The sequence below is a fragment of the Fundicoccus sp. Sow4_H7 genome, assembly GCF_052115865.1.
Taxonomy (GTDB): Bacteria; Bacillota; Bacilli; order Lactobacillales; family Aerococcaceae; genus Fundicoccus_A.
Genome location: NZ_JBQKME010000013.1, coordinates 37,342 through 55,803 on the forward strand (window position 1 = coordinate 37,342; position 18,462 = coordinate 55,803).

The following is an 18,462-nucleotide window of genomic DNA, read 5'->3' on the forward strand; positions in this document are numbered from 1 at the left end:
TTATGCTTCTTATAAGTTTGTTTGAATCAAAAATTATTGGAGGGTTTTTATGTTTACCGAAAAAGATACCATTGCAGTGAATACACTTAGAACATTAAGTGTAGACCAAGTAGAAAAAGCGAATTCCGGGCACCCAGGTTTACCAATGGGGGCAGCACCTATGGCTTATGCTCTATGGGCAGGGCATTTAAATGTGACAGCTGCTAAAGCAGACTGGATTAACCGTGACCGTTTTGTTTTATCAGCTGGTCATGGGTCAGCATTATTATACAGCTTACTTCATACGGCTGGCTTTAACGTGACCACGGATGATTTAAAAGATTTCCGTCAGTTAAACAGCAAAACACCGGGACACCCAGAAGTTAATTACACGGAAGGTGTTGAGGCTACAACAGGGCCATTAGGGCAAGGGGTAGCTCAAGCAGTTGGTATGGCTTTGGCTGAAACCCATACAGCAGCTATTTATAATACCGATGATCATAAAGTTATCGACCACTATACATACGCTCTTGTTAGTGATGGCGATTTGATGGAAGGTATTGCTTATGAGGCAACGTCATTTGCTGGTAAGCAAAAATTGGGTAAATTGATTTTCTTATACGATAGTAATGATATTTCCTTAGATGGTGATTTAAACAAAGCGTTTGTAGAAAATATTCAAAAACGTTTTGAAGCCATCGATTGGCAATATTTACGTGTAGAAGATGGCAATGATTTAAATGCGCTGAATGAAGCCATTGAAGCTGCTAAAGCCAACACAGACCAACCCACTTTAATTGAAGTGAAAACTGTCATTGGTTTTGGTTCAGAAAATGAAGGGACTCATAAAGTCCATGGTAGTCCGTTAGCTAAAGATGATTGGGCCAATGTAAAAGTTAAATATGGCTGGGAGCACGAAGCTTTTACTATTCCTGAAGAAGCTAAAAGCTTATTCGAGGAAAAAGTAATCACTCGCGGTAAAGAATCTTACGATGCTTGGGAGGCTTTATTTGCTGACTATCAAAAAGCAAATCCTGAGTTAGCTGATACGATGCTAAAAGCTTTTGCAGGTGAGCTACCTGAAAATTATGACAGAGAATTAGAATTCCAAAGCGCAGATACTAAAGCCGCAGCAACGCGTGCTTCAAGTGGAAAAGCTATTCAAGCATTAGCTAAAGCAGTTCCACAATTATGGGGTGGGGCGGCAGACTTATCAAGTTCTAACAAAACCATGAACGAATCAGCGGACGACTTTGAGCCGACTAACCGTTCAGGGCGTAATATCTGGTTTGGAGTTAGAGAGTTTGCTATGGCTGGTATTTTAAATGGTGTCATGTTACATGGAGGAACTAAGATTTACGGTGGAACCTTCTTTATCTTTACGGACTATTTAAAAGCAGCCGTTAGACTTGCTGCCTTATCACAATTACCAGTGACTTATGTGATGACGCATGACTCTGTAGCAGTTGGAGAAGATGGACCTACACATGAGCCAATCGAACAACTAGCTGGTTTTAGAGCCGTTCCTAACTTAAACTTAATCCGTCCAGCAGACGTTAACGAAACATTTGTTGCATGGAAGATTGCACTTGAGTCTAAAGAACGTCCAACCATGTTAGTCTTATCTCGTCAAGATGTACCAGTTCTTGAAGGTACACAAACATTAGCTGAAGAAGGTGTCCGTAAAGGTGCTTACATTGTTTCAGCTGCTTCAAACGATCAACTTGACGGTATTTTAATTGCGACAGGTTCTGAAGTAGCCTTAGCTGTTGAAGCTCAAGCAGCTTTAAAAGAAGAAGGTATTGAAGTTTCAGTTGTATCAATGCCAGCTCAAAATATTTTTGATGAGCAATCGGCAGAATATAAAGAAAGTGTCCTACCATCAGCGGTTCGCAACCGTATGTCAATTGAAATGGGCGCCACTTTTGGTTGGGGCAAATATGTTGGATTAGATGGCCTTACATTAGGTATTGACCGCTTTGGTGCTTCTGGTAAAGGAGAAGAAGTCGTTGAATTCTTCGGCTTTACAGTAGATAACATCGTTTCTGAATATAAAAAAGCGTTTAATAAATAACGCTATACTAAAGACAGGTCGCTTGCCGATCTGTTTTTTTTACATGGAGATTTCGCTTGTAGCAAAGACTTTAAATAGCTATAATCAAATTAATATAGAAAAATTCAAAAAGCGAATATACAAAGAACGGGAGGTAGTGTTTTTGCTTAAAAAAATAATAAATAACTCGACCTATGCTAGGATTTTTATCTATCTTCTGTTAATTCTCATCCAAATTGCTTGGTGGTATTTTATTTTTACAAATATCATTACACATTCTGCTTGGTTGAATGCTGTATTAACTCTTTTTTCGATTTTAATGATATTATATTTAGTCAATAAAAACGAAAGTGCTGCTTATCGAATCAGTTGGATCATTGTGATATCCTTGATGCCCATTTTCGGTGGCTTACTTTATGCTGCTATGGGGAACAAAAGACCTCAAAAACGAATGTCTCGATTATTGAATAATCAATCTAAATTACATTTACATGAGATGGAGACTGTTCCTTCGGCTAAATCATTATTATCAGCCAAAGATCAGCGTCTAGCTTCTTTGAGCCAATACATTGATGATTATGGGGATAGTCCTGTTTATACGAATACTGCTGTAAAATATTTCCCATCGGGAGAAGACATGATGTCGACACTGCTCCATGATTTGGAACAAGCCAAAGAACATATATTTATTGAGTTTTTTATCATTGAAGATGGCTTAATGATGCAGCAAATATTTGATATATTGAAAAAGAAAGCAAAAGAAGGGGTGGATGTTCGTCTCATTTATGACGACTTTGGTTGTTTGTTACGATTACCCTCTGATTTTAATAAGCAAATGGAAGCTGAAGGGATTAAGACCTTAAAGTTTAATCCGGTTATGCCGATTTTATCTCTTGTTTATAATACGCGTGACCATCGTAAAATGATCATTATAGACCGACAAGTCGGCTATACAGGCGGCTTAAATATTGCCGATGAGTACATTAACCATGTTGAACGCTTTGGTTATTGGAAAGATAATATGATTCGGATGGAAGGACCTGCTACTTGGAATTTAACGGTTCTTTTCCTAAATATGTGGAATGCTTTTTATCCAACGGATGACTCCTATCATCATTTTAAACCGATTGAGAAAATGGATGAGACTTTTGAATTAATGGCACAATCCAAAGAAGCGGATAGCTTAGGCTATGTTCAATCCTTTGGTGATTCACCTTTAGATGATGAAGTACTCGGTGAAAGTGTTTATCGAGATATGTTAAATACTGCAAAAGACTATGTTTATATTTATACACCTTATCTGGTAGTGTCGTATGAATTACAAATAGCTTTAACCTTGGCTGCCAAAAGAGGGGTGGATGTTCGTTTAATGACACCTGGTATACCTGATAAACCCATTGTCTATCGGATGACACGCTCATACTACCGGCCTTTAATTGAAGGCGGCGTTAAAATATACGAATATACGCCAGGCTTTTTACATGCCAAGACATTTATTGTCGATGATAAAATGGTTAACATTGGAACCATCAATCTGGATTATCGATCTCTTTACCTTCATTTTGAAACAAGTACGATGTTGTATTATCATCCAGTGATTAAAGATATAAAAGCAGACTTTTTAAACGCTCAAGCTGTTTCTAAGCAAGTTCAGTTTTCTGATTTCAAAACGAATTCTCTCGGTGCTTTCTGGGATGCTATTTTAGGTTTGATTGCGCCTTTTGTGTAAAAATAATAGACGACGAGTACCCAAAGTGTCCTTCGTTTTATTAACGAGTACCCAAAGTGTGCCTCGTTTTCTTAACGAGTGCCCAAAGTGGTCCTCGTTTTTTTAACGAGTACCCAAAGTGTCCCTCGTTTTTTTAACGAGTACCTAAAGTGTGCCTCGTTTTTTTAACGAGTACCTAAAGTGGTCCTCGTTTTTTTAACGAGTACCTAAAGTGGTCCTCGTTTTTTTAACGAGTACCCAAAGTGGTCCTCGTTTTTCTGACGAGTACCCAAAGTGGTCCTCGTTTTTTCGGCGAGTACCCAAAGTGGTCCTCGTTTTTCTGACGAGTACCCAAAGTGGTCCTCGTTTTTCTGACGAGTACCCAAAGTGGTCCTCGTTTTTTTAACGAGTACCCAAAGAGGTCCTCGTTTATTTGACGAGTACCCAAAGAGGTCCTCGTTTATTTGTCGAGTTTAAAACATTAGCCTCGTTTTATCGACGACAACCAAAAGGGCACATTACTCATCGTCTAAAATTTTCATTTTATGTCAGATGATACATAAATTTGGCAGGAAAAGCTAAACTGATTCGGCGTTACTGTGGACGAAAAAGCATGTTTTGCTTATAATAGTATAGGTATGGGAATTTAGTAAGGAGGTCAGAACATGACAACTTCAAATCAAGAACATAATATAATACTTGAAGATAATGATATAAAAATTTTTAAAGGTTTAACACAACTAGAAATTGCTATCAATGAGCAATTACTTGATATTTTAGATTTAAATGCAGAACAATTAACCTATTATTTAGAAGACGCCATCTTGGAAAATCCTTTTATTGATTTAGACTATGCAGTTGAATCTTTTTTAGGTAAAAATGCCCAATTTATTCCAGAACAAAAAGTAACGGGTATTGAGTCTCAATTACCGACATCACCGCAGAGTCTTGCTGTCTTCTTATTTGAGCAAATCATGATGTTTCGTCAGACAGAGATTCGCGATATGATGGTACGCCTGGTTGATTATTTAGATGATAATGGATTTTTACCTTATACCTATCAAGAATTGACTAAAGAAATCGAAGGAACATCAGAAATGGTTGTGCTCGATGCCATGACTTTAATCAAAACATTAGAACCTGCAGGTGTCGGTGCCTATGACCTACAAGAAAGTTTAATGATTCAAACAGAGCGAGATTTGCATGCTCCGAATGTAGCCTATTATTTATTAGAAGAATTTTATAATGAAATAATGGAAAAAGATTATGTGGAAATCCAACAAAAAACGGCCATTACAATCGATGAAATTAAGCAGTCAGTGAATTATTATCACACTTTAAGACCTGTGCCAGCAACACTATTTGATCGTCAAGCTAAAATTAATTTGATCCCTGATGTGACTTTATCGGTTAAAAATGATCAACTTGCTTTAAGATATAACCGTCAATATTACCCTAAAATCAATTTTAACCAAAAATATTATGAAGAAATGCAAAGGGAACAAGACCTTACCTTGCAACAATATATCGAACCGAAAAAAGAAGCCTATAATGAGCTGACGAAAAATTTGCGTAAACGTGAACAGCTCATTTTAGAAGTGGTTCAAGCCATTATTATTGCACAAAGTGATTTCTTCTTTAATGATGTAACAGAGAAAAAACCTTTACTAATCAGAGATCTAGCTGAGACGACTCGTTTGTCCGAGCCAATTATTAAGCTAATTGTCACTAATAAAAACATTCAATTTAAAAAATCGGTGATGCCTTTAACGGACTTTATTAATGTAGCGAGTCACGAAGGACGTGGAGGTTTAACTGCTAAGAAAATTAAGGAAATCATCCATAATTTCTTAAAAGAAGCACCTAAATCCATGACTGACCAAGAAGTTGTGGAAGAATTGGCTAAGCAAAAAGTTATTATTTCAGAACGTTTGATTAGTAACTATAGAAGCCAACTTTAAAAACGATGAAAATACCCGCATTTCGATACAAACATCAAAATGCGGGTTTTCTGTATGTCTAACCATTAATTCGAACTGTAAGTAAATAAAGGTTTGGTACTATTGGTTAAATGGTAAGGCGTTAGCTCTTGTGTGCTTTCATCATAATAAGAAATCATCACTAAGCGATTGCCTAACTCGGTTAAAGCAACAGTTAACAATTCAATGTCACTGTCATCATAAATATTATTGGCTTGAGTATAAGTCATAGGCACAATAATTCGAGCGACATAAACTGTATCATCAGCTAATTCCATTTGAATTTGATCAACACTGGCGTTAAGTTCGCTTAAGGAAGTATTGTTTGCGAGTGCTGTCTCGATAGCATCTAGGTTTTCTTCGTCAATTCTTGTTTGTACATTTTCTTTTTCTTGATTAGTGTATTGAGACGCATAGTAGTCATCAATTGCGCTCTTTAAGTCGGATTTGTTAACATCACTTGGAATCGTGGAAGCTGGGTATTCGGAATCCCCAACAATGGATTCATCAAATAGAGGACCTGATTCCTCTTCTGAACTTGTTTCTAGCACACTTTCACTCTCGCTCGCTTCTTCTTCTGAAGACGCAGATGATTCTGACTCCGATTCTTCTTTAATACTTGTTTCTTCACTTTCTTGTGTTTCAACCATCTCAGAGCTAGAAGAATCAATGACCTCCGTGGTTTGGTTGGACTGGCCATAAAAATATGTAAATAAATATATAAGGGCTGCGATTAATAAAACGATTAAAACAATCATCCCTTTTTGGTTAGAACCTGATCTTCGCATATAGAAATATTCCTTTCACATCATTAGTAGTTATAAGCATATCAAAATAAGGACAAATTACCATAACAAGAAAATGACAAATTTTTTTCATAAATTAAAAAGCTTCTACTTGCTCAAGCTGATAACAGTTTGTATAATTAACGTTGCTAACTATTTCGCCAGTAAAAAGACCTAAAAAAGAAGGTGAATCCTTGAAAGATGAAGCAATCGTTAAACAAATTCAAGAAAATAACCGCAATATATATCAACTCGGACTTAAATTTTTTGACGGAATTAAAACCATGCCTTTTAGTGAATACATCCTTTTATGTCAGTTAATTGAAAAGAAAAAAACCCCAACTCCTCTAAATATCACTCAATTAACCTATGAACTAGAGGTAACTAAGCCAGCAATTTCGAGGACCGTAAAGGCTTTAGTCGATAAAGAATATGTTATGCGGACGATTGATCCCAATGATCGTCGTGCAACTTATTTAGAGCTGACTTCAGAAGGTGAGGAACAATGCCATCACATTAGCACTCAATTACAGAAATTTATGTCTCTGGTATATGAAAATATTCAAGAGCAAGAGCTAGAAGACTACCTTAAGACGGGGAATAAAATATTTGCAGCCATGCAAGCAGTCTATCAAATGTCGATTGAAGGAGAGAAAGAATGAAAAAGTTATTTCGTCAGTTACAACCGCACTGGGGAACGGTCATCGTTATTATTGTTTTCCATATTTTGCATGCCTACACCATACTGCTGTTACCAGATTATACGTCTAGGCTGATTGATGTCGGGATTCAAAATGAAGGATTTACTGAAGCAGCACCTTTGGCGATGACATCAAAAAGTTATGACAGCTTGAAACAAATCATGCTACCAGAAGAACTCGATGTTTTAGAAGCCAATTACCAACAAGGATCGGATGGTATTTATTATTTAGAAGAATCAGCTTCGAATCAAACCGAACAGCTGGAGTTTATTGGTTCGCATTTAGAAATGCCTCTGGCTATTTATCAAATGAGTCAAGAAATGAGTACAGAAGATGCGAATGCCATGATGAGTCAAATGGATTTAAGTTCACTTAATTTAGAAGATATTCGAACTGAGATTTCTAAACAATTGGATTCATTAGGCGACGCTACTGTTCATAGTGCAGCGATGCAGGCAGTTGCTCGTCAACACCGAGAGACAAATATTGACACCAGCCCGTATCAGCAGGGATATTTATTTAGAGAAGGTAGTGTGATGGTGGTCGTTTCGGTATTGGCCATGCTTTTTGCATTGGGGGCACATTATTTTGCGGCTCGAATTGGAGCGGCGATCGGACACCGTTTGCGGGAAAGTATTTTTGAAAAAGTCCTTCGATTTTCGCAAAAAGAAGTGGATCGTTTTTCAGCAGCTTCTTTAATTACACGGAGTACCAACGATATACAGCAAATTCAACTGGTGATGACTTTATTTTTAAGGGTCATTTTATTCTCGCCAATTCTAGCTTTTGGTGGAATTTTCTACGTTATTCGTACAGGTGCTAATATGACTTGGATTGTTGCTTTAGCTGTTGGTCTTGTGATGGTTATGGTCGGGATTCTGTTGTTTTTAACGATGCCACGATTTAAGATGTTGCAGTCTTTTATTGACCAAGTGAACTTAATTGCGCGTGAAATTTTAACAGGTTTACAAGTTATTCGCGCTTTTGGACGTCAAAATTATGAAGCCAAACGATTTGATAAGGCTAACGTTCAGTTGCGGGATACTTATCTCTTTGTTGGACGGATGATGTCTTTAATGATGCCGTTGATGATGTTAATTATGAATGTTATTTCTGTCTTAATTGTATGGGTAGGTGGCCATCATATTGCTGATGGGAATATGCAAATCGGTGAGTTAACGGCTTATATTAATTATACGATGCAGATTATCTTTTCTTTCTTAATGTTTTCCATGATGGGGATGCAAGTTCCACGTTCGATTGTTGCCTCAGACCGTGTTTATGAAGTTCTTGATACAGATATTTCGATTGCGGATAAGAAAGATCCGATTATATTAGAAAATCCAAAAGGTCTGATTCGTTTTGAAGATGTCGCTTTTAAATATGAAGGTTCGGATGAAAATATTCTTGAAGGAATTCAATTTGAAGCCCAACCTGGGAAAACAACGGCGATCATCGGTAGTACGGGTAGCGGGAAATCAACTTTACTAAATCTCTTGTTACGTTTTTATGATGTAACTGAAGGAAAGATAACGATTGACGGAGTTGATATTCGCGACTTGAGTTTGGAACAATTACGTGACTTAATTGGGTATGTTCCGCAAAAAGGTGTCCTGTTTTCGGGGACGATTGAAAGCAATGTGACCTATGCTGATGCGAGTATTAGCCCGGATCAAATGCATGAAGCAGCTGAGATTGCGCATGCAACGGAATTTATTGATGAAAAACCGGATGGATATCAATCTGCGATTTCACAAGGTGGTACTAACGTCTCAGGTGGGCAAAAGCAACGCTTATCGATTGCAAGAGCCATTGTTAAACAACCGAAAATATTCTTATTCGATGATAGTTTTTCTGCCTTGGATTACCGAACGGATGCTTCTTTACGTAAAGCCTTAGGTGAGAAAACACAAGATGCAACGGTTATCATTGTTGCCCAACGGATTAGTACGGTTTTAAATGCTGATCAAATTATCGTGTTAGAAGAAGGACGTGTAGTTGGTAAAGGTGACCATTTATCCTTAATGGAAGACTCGCAAGTATACCGCGAAATTGCGACATCTCAATTATCGCAAGCTGAAATTGAACGTCAAAAAGAAAAAGGTCGTCAGATTAAGCTGGAAGGAGTGAACGGCATTGGCTAATAATAAAACGAACAATCAAGAATCTTTTGATCCTGAAGTAAATGAAGAAAACCAAGACAAAGCCGTTAAGCGCCCGGCTTCGCAAGGAACGGCACTAGCAGCTGCCGAAAAGCCAGATGATTTTATGGGCAGTATTAGTCGGATTTTCAAAGAAATTCTTAAGCAAAAATGGCTGATGCTGGTCGTATTCATTTCTTCCATCGTATCCGTCGTTTTAAGCACCATGGGTCCTCGTATTTTAGGACAGGCAACGACAGAATTATTTAATGGTGTGGTTGCCCAGCTTCAAGGAACGGGTTCAATTGATTTTACGCGTATTAGGGATATTCTACTGTTTGTCTTGTTCATTTATCTTTTAAGTGCTGTCTTTTCAGCCTTGCAAGGATTTATTATGACAAATGTGACAGAAAATGTGACCTATAGTTTAAGGAAGCGGCTGTTAGAAAAAATTGATAAAATGCCCATGAAATATTTTGAATCTCGCCCTTATGGTGAAGTACTTTCTCGTATTACCAACGATATTGATACCTTAGGTGGAGGTTTGAGTCAAAGTATTACACAAATTTTAACCTCTATCCTAACCATGATAGGGATTACTTACATGATGTTCAGTATAAATGTCACAATGGCCTTGATTGTAATGGTTGTTTTACCGGTGAGTATTTTTATGATTCGTTTTCTGATGCGTCGTTCACAAAAATTTTTCCAAACCCAGCAACGGTCATTAGGGATTATTAACGGGCAAATTGAAGAAGTTTTTGCCGGTCAAAATATCGTTAAAGCTTTCAACCAAGAAGGTTCAGCTCTGGAAAGCTTTATGAAGGAAAACGATGAACTTAAAGAATCAGCTTGGAAATCCCAATTTTTCTCTGGCATTATGTTTCCTTTAATGCGTTTAATCGGGAACTTAGGTTATGTAGCGGTTGTCATCAGTGGAGCCTATATGGCGATTATGGGACGGATTTCGGTCGGCGATATCCAAGCTTTTACGCAATACGTTGGTCGCTTTACCCAGCCAATTACTCAAATGGCTCAAACTGTGACCCTCATGCAGTCGATGGCAGCGGCGGGGGAACGTGTTTATGAATTTCTGGACGAAGCAGAAGAAGATCAACATTCAGGACAAACATTGGATGTTGATAAAGTCGAAGGAAATGTTGCCTTTGACCAAGTGAAATTTGGTTATAATCCTAACCAAGCAGTTATCCATCAATTTAGTGCTGAAATTAAACCCGGACAAAAAGTTGCCTTAGTTGGACCTACGGGAGCTGGGAAATCAACTGTCGTTAAACTATTAATGCGTTTTTACGATGTGAATAGTGGAAAAATCATGATTGATCATGTTGACAGCAGTCATTACAGTCGTGTGTCTTATCAACAAGCTATGGCGATGGTTTTACAAGATACTTGGCTCTTTAATGGTAGCCTCATGGAAAATATCCGTTATGGTCGCTTGGATGCAACCGATGAAGAAGTGATTGAAGCGGCTAAAGCGGCTCGCGTTCACCACTATATTACTTCGCTAGCAGGTGGTTATGATTTTGAACTAAACGAGGAAGCCTCCAATATTTCACAAGGACAAAAGCAATTGTTAACGATCGCACGTGCCATTTTAGCAAACCGTCCCATTCTTATTTTGGATGAAGCGACCAGCTCGGTGGATACACGGACTGAAATTCTCATCCAAGAAGCGATGGACCGCCTGATGGAAGGACGCACGAGCTTTATTATTGCCCACCGTTTATCAACCATCCGCAATGCTGATTTAATTTTATATATGGAACACGGCGATATTGTTGAACAAGGCAACCACCAAAGCCTAATGGATATGAATGGCCGCTATGCCGACCTATATAATAGCCAATTCGTTACCCAATAACCCTCCTAATAAATATCTCTGCTTTTAATTATTTTTAATAAAATTTGTTTTAACTTAATTTGTTTACCGATTATAGCCTTGTTATAATGGTTGATGTTGTATGTCTAATCAGAGATATTTATTCATAGGAGCGTTGAGAATGTATCGGATATTACAAATAATTTGGCGATTTTTAATCGGTATCATTAAACTAATCCTATTTGGCTTGGTTGTGTGTATTTCGCTCATTACGGTCATTAATTTTTTTGTGATTGGATCGACTTACGGCGATTTTTATACAGTTTCTGACTTAGCTACAACGGAAATGATGGTGGATGAAGTTCCGATTTTAGTTTTAGGAGCAGGCATTATTGATAATTCAAAACCATCTGGGATTCTAGCTAATCGTTTAGATATGGCGATTGAACTCCATCAATTAGCACCTAATAAAACAATTGTCGTTAGCGGTGACCATACGGATCAATATTATAATGAAGTTGCAGTAATGCAAGATTATTTAATTGAACATGGCGTCGATGAAAAGAAGATTCTTTTAGACCCGAAGGGTTATTCGACTTATGAGAGTATTGAGCAGTTACCACAAATAATGGATACAGAGCGTGTGATTATTTGTACACAAGGTTACCATTTATCCAGAGCCTTAATGATTGCTAAGGGATCGGGCTTAGAAGCTGTGGGCGTCCCGTGTGAAGAAGTGGGATCCGGACGCTTTAAACGTGAAGTCCGAGAAATATTTGCTCGCGTGAAAGATGTTATGGTCGTCTACTTTGGATATGAGCAACCTTTTATATAGACAAAAGCCTATTGCAAAGGTGTTTATGAAGATTTTTCTAATACTTCAAATTAAATTCTCATTTTAGCTTGACATATGTTAATTTGTTGAATAGAATAGACTCATCAAATAAAATAATTCTTAAAAGAGGGAACCGAAATGTGTACAATTGGTAAATTACAAGTTAAACGATACTTTTACAGCTATTTTAGATAGTGTTTGTGTCTTATTCCTAGATACAAACACCAAAACGAAAGTTTGTATCTATGAAGAGCTGTGTAATTAACCATGCCTGCATAGATGATAAAAATCTAATGCAGGATTTGTAAAAGTTACGCATATTTTGAAGCTTCTTTGCGTATATACAAGACCGATTTAGATTTTTATCTAAGTCGGTCTTTTTGTTTGATAAAGATAAAAATAATAACAAGCAAAAATAGGAGGAAGAAAAATGAAAGATATAGAACGATATTTGAAGAAGATTAAAGTGGCTTTACATGTTTTGCCTTTGTTAGCAGCATCAGTGCTGACTGCAGCTCCTGTTGTTAATGCTCAAGAAAAAGAAGCAATTTCCGTTGGGATTTTGCAGTATGTTGAACATGATTCCCTAGATGCTAACCGTGAAGGCTTTATCGCTGGATTGGAAGAAGAAGGATATGTTGAAGGTGAAAATTTAACCATTAATTATTTAAATGGTGCAGGAGATAACTCAAATTTACAATCAATGAGTGAGAACTTATTAAGTTCCAATGATTTTGTCTTTGGGATTGCGACACCAGCAGCCCAGTCGCTGGTCAATGGGGCTTCTGACACACCGATTTATTTCTCATCGGTAACCGACCCGATTGAAGCCGGCTTGGTTGATAGTTTAGATGAAAAAGAACAAAATGTAACCGGGACAATTGATGCAGCTCCAATTGCCGAACAAATCGAATTATTGCTAAAAACAAAAGATGATATTCAACGCGTAGGAATTTTATACAATTCCGGTGAAGCGAACTCAGTAAGTGAAGCCAACCGTGCCGAAGAAGTTATGATGGAAAAAGGGATTGAAGTCAGCCATCATACAGTAACTTCTACCAATGATATTAATCAAGTGATGAGTGCTTTAGTCGATGAAGTGGATGCTATTTTCTTAGTGACGGATAATACCATTGCAAGTGCCATGGCCTTAGTGGGTGATTTAGCAAAAGAAGCTCAATTAGCACTAGTAGGTGGTTCTAAAGAAATGATCTTAGAAAATGGTTTAGCCACTTATGGTTTGGATTACTTTGAATTAGGTAAACAAACAGCCAAAATGTTAGTGCGTCAAATCGATGAAGGACTTGATGCCAGTGCGATTCCTGTTGAATCAGCTGAAAACTTAGAATTAGTTGTCAATGAAGAAGTGGCTGAAATATTAGGTATTGAACCAAGCAGCCTTCAATTAGATACAGAATAGGAGAATTAATTTATGAAAAAATTAACAAATCGATTTAGTCTGATTATTGCATTGGTCTTATCACTGAGCTTATCTATTTTAAGTCCTCTAACAGCTCTGGCTCAAGACGAAGATACGGAACCTATCCGAATTGGCGTTTTGCAATTTGTAGAACACGAGGCCTTAGACGCTGTTCTGAAAGGATTTGAAGAGACATTGAATGCTTCTGACTTTGCTGATCGCATTGAGTGGGATATCCAAAATGGAAATGGCGATCAGGCAAATTTACAATCCATTAGTGAAAAGTTAGCTCGCGATAATGATATTTTGTTTGCGATTGCAACACCTGCTGCTCAGTCGCTAGCTGTTATTGAAACGGAAAAACCATTATTTATTGCAGCTGTAACCGATCCGGTTGAAGCAGGTTTAGTCGAATCATTAGACAAACCGAATACAAATGTGACGGGTACAAGTGATATGGCCCCTATTGCAGAACAAGTTGATTTCTTGATTCGTAATTTTCCTGATGTAGAAAATGTTGGTTTGATATATAATTCTAGTGAAGTCAATTCTGTCGTATTAGTTGAACTTGCAATTGAAGAGTTAGAAGCTCACGGTTTAACGACACACGCAGGAACGGTAACGAGTTCAAATGATATTGCACAAGTTATGAATTCATTAATTCCAGAAGTTGAAGCGATGTTTATGGTAACGGACAATACCATTGATAGCTCAATTGCTTTAGTGGGTGACATGGCTAAAGAAGCAGGCATTCCAACCATTGGTTCATCGGACTCAGTAGTAATGACAAATGGTTTAGCTACTTTATCCAACTCCTATGAAGATTACGGCATCCAAACGGCTAATATGGTTATCCGCATGCTAGAAGATGACTTAAATCCAGCAGAGATGCCTGTAGAATTAGCAGATAATCATCAAGTCATTGTAAACCCAGACTTTGCTGAGGCCTTAGGTATTGATCCAGAATCGATTAAATAATCCGATATAATAAAAAGAAAGAGGTATTTTCAAGATGTTAGACATTATCATTTCAAGTTTAGCCCAAGGTGTGGTCTGGGCTATTATGGCAATAGGGGTTTTTATTACATATCGCTTACTAAATATCGCTGATATGTCAGCTGAAGCTGTCTTCCCACTAGGAGGAGCAGTGAGTGCGATTATGATTACAAACGGAGCGAATCCTCTCGTTGCCACAGCCTTTGCAATCGTAGCTGGGGGGCTAGCTGGAATGGTAGCGGGCTTAATCCATACTAAAATGAAAATACCTCCTTTATTAACTGGGATTTTAGTTTTAACAGGCTTGTATACGGTCAATATGCATGTGATGGGTAGACCTAACATTGCCCTTATTGGTGCTAATACTATTTTTAAAGGCATGACCGATTATTTAGCGCTTGGAAGAAATATTCCCGTAATTATTATCGCATTAATCATTGTAGCGTTGATTATTTTAATCTTAAATGCTTTTTTGCATACAGAAATTGGTTTAGCCCTTCGTTCAACGGGTGATAACGAACAAATGAGTCAGGCGAATGGGATTAATACGGATCGTATGAAAATCTTAGGTTATATGATTGGAAATGGATTGATTGCATTGGCTGGATCTTTAGTTGCTCAAAAAGACGGTTTTGCTGATATTGGGATGGGAACAGGAACAATTGTTATCGGAATGTCCTCCTTAATTATTGCAGAGGTCATTATCCCTAATCAGCCATTGGGTATTCGTTTAAGTACGATTGTAATGGGAAGTTTTATTTATCGTATTATCATCGATTTAATTTTAAATCAAAAATACTTCAAAGTAGAACCTTACGATATTAAATTATTCTCTGCTGTTTTACTGGGTTTGGTTTTATTTCTACCAGAGATGAAAAAACAATTTGCTAAACGACGTCGCAATGGCCAACTGACAGGAGGTAAATAAGATGCAATTACAATTAAAAAATATCCATAAAACCTTCGAAGCAGGTACGGTGAATGAAAACCATGTTCTAAAAGGCATCGACTTAAGTCTAGAGGCAGGAGATGTTGTCACTTTAATTGGTGGAAATGGAGCCGGAAAATCTACCTTATTAAATACCATTTCCGGTGGACTTCAACCAGACGTTGGATCTGTTGAAATTAATGGGATTGATGTGACCAGTTGGTCAAATGACAAAAGAGCTGGCTTAGTCTCATATGTTTTCCAAGACCCTAAAATGGGGACAGCCTCTCGTTTGACCATTAAAGAAAACATGGCGATTGCTAATCGACGCGGTCACAAACGGTCATTGCGTTGGGGCGTGCAAAAAAATGATTTACCTATGATGCAAGCACAATTAGCCCGTTTAGGTTTAGGTTTAGAAAACCGTTTGACAATGGAAGTTGCCTACTTATCAGGTGGGCAACGGCAAGCATTAACCTTGTTGATGGCTACCTTATTACGTCCAGAATTGCTACTGTTAGATGAACACACCGCTGCATTAGACCCTAAAACCAGTGAAATGGTACTTGAGTTGACAGAGAAAATCATTACGGAAGAAAATTTAACCGCCTTAATGATTACCCACAATATGCAAGATGCCATTCGCTATGGGAATCGACTGATTATGTTACACCAAGGTAAAATTATTTTAGACGTCAAAGGCGAAGAGAAAAAGAATCTAACCGTCGTTGAATTAATCGAAATGTTCAAACAACAAAGTGGTTCAGAAATCACTTCGGATGCTATGTTGTTGGCATAGATATTTATTTTAAAATAGTAGTGAAGAAGTCATGCAGTTGGCGTCTTTACTACTGTTTTTTTTTGATTAAATATTTCCGTCTTAAGTCGGTTGTCACAAACAAAGTTTTAGGGAATAATTAATCTATCGTATTTTTTTGCTTAAAAATTAGCAATATATTGGAAAAAATTGTTATAATACGATTAGTTACAATTTATAGGAGGTCAATGTATGTACCCAATGTATGGATATTATGATTCAACCATATTTTTAGTTCTTATTGGTTCTGCCATTGTTATGTTTGCTCAGTATAAAGTTCAATCAACCTTTAACCGTTATAATCAGTTAGATTCTCGAAGTGGTATGACTGGGAAAGAGGTTGCGCGTCGTATTTTAGATACTGCTGGCTTACATGATGTGGTTGTTGAACAAGTTGCAGGCAATTTAACCGATCATTATGATCCGCGTAATAAAATTTTACGTTTATCACAAGCCACTTATAATGTTAGCTCAATTGCAGCCATTGCTGTGGCAGCCCATGAAACCGGCCATGCAATTCAAGACAAAGAAGGTTATGCCTTTTTAAGATTTAGATCCTTAATTGCGCCCGTTGTACAAATCGGATCATCATTAGCTGTTCCAATGATGTTGCTGGGATTATTATTGAATATTTTTTCCTTGGTTAATCTAGGAATTTTTGCATTTGGATTGGTATTAATTTTCCAAATCATTACCTTACCAGTTGAATTTAATGCAAGTAGTCGTGCGATTGCTATTATTGATAATCAGCAAATCATTACAGATGAAGAAAAACCAGCCGCTAAAAAAGTATTAAATGCAGCCGCATTTACTTATATTGCAGCGACCTTGAACTCAGCTCTAACGTTACTTCGCTTTATTTTAATGTCCCGTCGTCGAAACTAAATTGAAGGAGTGGCCATTAATGAAATTTTGGCACAAAAATAAGAAGAATTTCGTCACTAAGCAACGTGCAGATGATTTAATCGCAAAAACCGAGACGGTTGTTAGCGAAATGTCACCCATTAACATCTTAGTAGCAGGGAAAACCGGCAGTGGTAAAAGTACCCTAATAAATGCCTTGTTCCGTGAAAATATCGCTGAAACAGGCGTTGGCATGCCTATTACCCAAACCGTTCAAAAGCTCACAAAAGAAGGAATTCCTTTAACCTTATACGATACGAAAGGTCTTGAATTACAAGAAGAATCGCAACAGGCAGTCATCAAAGATTTATCAGAATTGATTTCACGACAAAAAAATCTTGGCGAAAAAGAAGCGATTCATGTTGTTTATTACTGTTTAAATGCTAATATGGCACGAATTGAACAGTATGAGCTGGATTTAATCAAAGCTTTAGGCCAACAATTACCCGTTATTTTAGTGTTAACACAAACCTTAGGTGAAGAAAATAAAACATTTGAAATTTACATTAATCAATTAGCTCAAGCAATTCCAGTCAAAGCTGTTATCGCCGTATTAGCGAAAGATTTTACACTACAAGGCAATCAAAGCATTAAAGCCTTTGGCTTGCAAGAGTTAATTGATAAAACAATTGAATTGATACCTAGTCAGCAATATCAGGCTTTTATCAATGCCCAACAAATAGATATTCAACGAAAAGTTGACCATGCTAAACGTTGGGCGAAAACATACGTTAAAACTGCCTTCGGGGTAGGCTTTTCGCCAATCCCTATTTCGGATGCGGCTTTGTTAGTTCCCATGCAAATTACGATGATGGCACACATCACCGCAATTTTTGGTTTATCCTTAGATAAAGCCCAAATTATTAGTGTTTTAGCAGGTATCGGTGGGACAGGCACGACTACGATGCTAGGAAAATATTTAGTAAGTTCAGCCTTTAAATTAATTCCAGGTATCGGAACAGTCTCAGGTGGTTTGATCAGTGGGACCACAGCCGCCATGTTAACCATCGCACTTGCTTATAGCTACGTTGAAGTTTTACAAAGAATATTAATCGCTGAAATGGAAGGCAAAGATTTACGTCTCAAGGAAATTCAATCCATGATGAATATGAATCTAAAAAATCAATTGGAAATACTCCAACAAGCCTTACCAGAAAATACCCCTCAACAAATCAAAAAATGGCTCGATCAATTCAAATAAATATCACTGAATCAATAAAACCCGTCTTAAACGCTAATTAACAACGTTTGGACGGGTTTATGTATTCTCCTAGATTGGATTTAAACATTGAGTAAATGAATGTTGTTTTGATAGATGGGCAGTGGCTAGATAACTAGAAAAATAAATGGGAAATCATTAAACGCGTTATAGGTAAA

The 18,462-nt window shown here is 37.4% G+C and carries 14 protein-coding genes; 13 read left to right on the plus strand and 1 reads right to left on the minus strand.

Annotation, left to right across the window (positions count from 1 at the left end; genetic code table 11):
* Nucleotides 1-49: 49 nt before the first annotated feature.
* The 3 genes from tkt to ACTQ54_RS10840 all read left to right on the plus strand — a co-directional run bounded on the left by tkt (nt 50) and on the right by ACTQ54_RS10840 (nt 5,701).
* Nucleotides 50-2,053, plus strand: a complete 2,004-nt coding sequence (tkt, locus tag ACTQ54_RS10830; RefSeq protein ID WP_441756784.1) for a transketolase — start codon at nt 50-52, stop codon at nt 2,051-2,053.
* Between the two features lie 142 nt (nt 2,054-2,195).
* Complete coding sequence (gene cls / locus ACTQ54_RS10835; RefSeq protein WP_441756786.1) at nt 2,196-3,761, plus strand: cardiolipin synthase; 1,566 nt, start codon at nt 2,196-2,198, stop codon at nt 3,759-3,761.
* A gap of 644 nt (nt 3,762-4,405) precedes the next feature.
* Complete coding sequence (locus ACTQ54_RS10840) at nt 4,406-5,701, plus strand: RNA polymerase factor sigma-54 (protein ID WP_441756788.1); 1,296 nt, start codon at nt 4,406-4,408, stop codon at nt 5,699-5,701.
* Between the two features lie 65 nt (nt 5,702-5,766).
* Here the strand turns inward: ACTQ54_RS10840 and ACTQ54_RS10845 are convergent, their stop codons facing one another.
* Nucleotides 5,767-6,507 carry a hypothetical protein gene (locus ACTQ54_RS10845; RefSeq protein WP_441756790.1) on the minus strand — a complete coding sequence of 247 codons (741 nt, stop codon included), beginning with the start codon at nt 6,505-6,507 and terminating at the stop codon, nt 5,767-5,769.
* A 191-nt stretch (nt 6,508-6,698) separates the two neighbouring features.
* On the opposite strand from ACTQ54_RS10845, the gene ACTQ54_RS10850 reads away from it, so the two are divergent.
* The 10 genes from ACTQ54_RS10850 to ACTQ54_RS10895 all read left to right on the plus strand — a co-directional run bounded on the left by ACTQ54_RS10850 (nt 6,699) and on the right by ACTQ54_RS10895 (nt 18,286).
* Nucleotides 6,699-7,166 carry a MarR family transcriptional regulator gene (locus ACTQ54_RS10850; protein ID WP_441756792.1) on the plus strand — a complete coding sequence of 156 codons (468 nt, stop codon included), beginning with the start codon at nt 6,699-6,701 and terminating at the stop codon, nt 7,164-7,166.
* Nucleotides 7,163-9,349, plus strand: a complete 2,187-nt coding sequence (locus ACTQ54_RS10855; protein WP_441756794.1) for an ABC transporter ATP-binding protein — start codon at nt 7,163-7,165, stop codon at nt 9,347-9,349. The genes ACTQ54_RS10850 and ACTQ54_RS10855 overlap by 4 nt, the downstream gene beginning before the upstream one ends.
* Nucleotides 9,350-9,473: 124 nt before the next feature.
* Nucleotides 9,474-11,228 carry an ABC transporter ATP-binding protein gene (locus tag ACTQ54_RS10860; RefSeq protein ID WP_441756834.1) on the plus strand — a complete coding sequence of 585 codons (1,755 nt, stop codon included), beginning with the start codon at nt 9,474-9,476 and terminating at the stop codon, nt 11,226-11,228.
* Nucleotides 11,229-11,367: 139 nt separating this feature from the next.
* Nucleotides 11,368-12,021 carry a SanA/YdcF family protein gene (locus tag ACTQ54_RS10865; protein WP_441756796.1) on the plus strand — a complete coding sequence of 218 codons (654 nt, stop codon included), beginning with the start codon at nt 11,368-11,370 and terminating at the stop codon, nt 12,019-12,021.
* A gap of 430 nt (nt 12,022-12,451) precedes the next feature.
* Nucleotides 12,452-13,441 carry an ABC transporter substrate binding protein gene (locus ACTQ54_RS10870; RefSeq protein ID WP_441756798.1) on the plus strand — a complete coding sequence of 330 codons (990 nt, stop codon included), beginning with the start codon at nt 12,452-12,454 and terminating at the stop codon, nt 13,439-13,441.
* A 12-nt stretch (nt 13,442-13,453) separates the two neighbouring features.
* Complete coding sequence (locus ACTQ54_RS10875) at nt 13,454-14,419, plus strand: ABC transporter substrate-binding protein (RefSeq protein WP_441756800.1); 966 nt, start codon at nt 13,454-13,456, stop codon at nt 14,417-14,419.
* Between the two features lie 34 nt (nt 14,420-14,453).
* Nucleotides 14,454-15,365 (plus strand): ABC transporter permease, encoded by a 912-nt coding sequence (locus ACTQ54_RS10880; protein WP_441756802.1) that lies wholly within the window; start codon nt 14,454-14,456, stop codon nt 15,363-15,365.
* 1 nt (nt 15,366) lies between these two features.
* Complete coding sequence (locus ACTQ54_RS10885; protein ID WP_441756804.1) at nt 15,367-16,164, plus strand: ABC transporter ATP-binding protein; 798 nt, start codon at nt 15,367-15,369, stop codon at nt 16,162-16,164.
* Between the two features lie 210 nt (nt 16,165-16,374).
* Nucleotides 16,375-17,067 carry a zinc metallopeptidase gene (locus tag ACTQ54_RS10890; RefSeq protein WP_441756805.1) on the plus strand — a complete coding sequence of 231 codons (693 nt, stop codon included), beginning with the start codon at nt 16,375-16,377 and terminating at the stop codon, nt 17,065-17,067.
* A gap of 19 nt (nt 17,068-17,086) precedes the next feature.
* Entirely contained in the window at nt 17,087-18,286 is a 1,200-nt protein-coding gene (locus ACTQ54_RS10895) for a YcjF family protein (RefSeq protein WP_441756807.1), read from the plus strand.
* The last annotated feature ends 176 nt before the right edge of the window (nt 18,287-18,462 follow it).

Bases quoted from the DNA above. Each gene is read 5' to 3' on its own strand.
- tkt (WP_441756784.1), top strand. From the start codon at position 50: ATGTTTACCGAAAAAGATACCATTGCAGTGAATACACTTAGAACATTA.
- ACTQ54_RS10840 (WP_441756788.1), top strand. From the start codon at position 4,406: ATGACAACTTCAAATCAAGAACATAATATAATACTTGAAGATAATGAT.
- ACTQ54_RS10845 (WP_441756790.1), bottom strand. From the start codon at position 6,507: ATGCGAAGATCAGGTTCTAACCAAAAAGGGATGATTGTTTTAATCGTT.
- ACTQ54_RS10855 (WP_441756794.1), top strand. From the start codon at position 7,163: ATGAAAAAGTTATTTCGTCAGTTACAACCGCACTGGGGAACGGTCATC.
- ACTQ54_RS10860 (WP_441756834.1), top strand. From the start codon at position 9,474: ATGGGCAGTATTAGTCGGATTTTCAAAGAAATTCTTAAGCAAAAATGG.
- ACTQ54_RS10865 (WP_441756796.1), top strand. From the start codon at position 11,368: ATGTATCGGATATTACAAATAATTTGGCGATTTTTAATCGGTATCATT.
- ACTQ54_RS10870 (WP_441756798.1), top strand. From the start codon at position 12,452: ATGAAAGATATAGAACGATATTTGAAGAAGATTAAAGTGGCTTTACAT.
- ACTQ54_RS10875 (WP_441756800.1), top strand. From the start codon at position 13,454: ATGAAAAAATTAACAAATCGATTTAGTCTGATTATTGCATTGGTCTTA.
- ACTQ54_RS10880 (WP_441756802.1), top strand. From the start codon at position 14,454: ATGTTAGACATTATCATTTCAAGTTTAGCCCAAGGTGTGGTCTGGGCT.
- ACTQ54_RS10885 (WP_441756804.1), top strand. From the start codon at position 15,367: ATGCAATTACAATTAAAAAATATCCATAAAACCTTCGAAGCAGGTACG.
- ACTQ54_RS10890 (WP_441756805.1), top strand. From the start codon at position 16,375: ATGTACCCAATGTATGGATATTATGATTCAACCATATTTTTAGTTCTT.
- ACTQ54_RS10895 (WP_441756807.1), top strand. From the start codon at position 17,087: ATGAAATTTTGGCACAAAAATAAGAAGAATTTCGTCACTAAGCAACGT.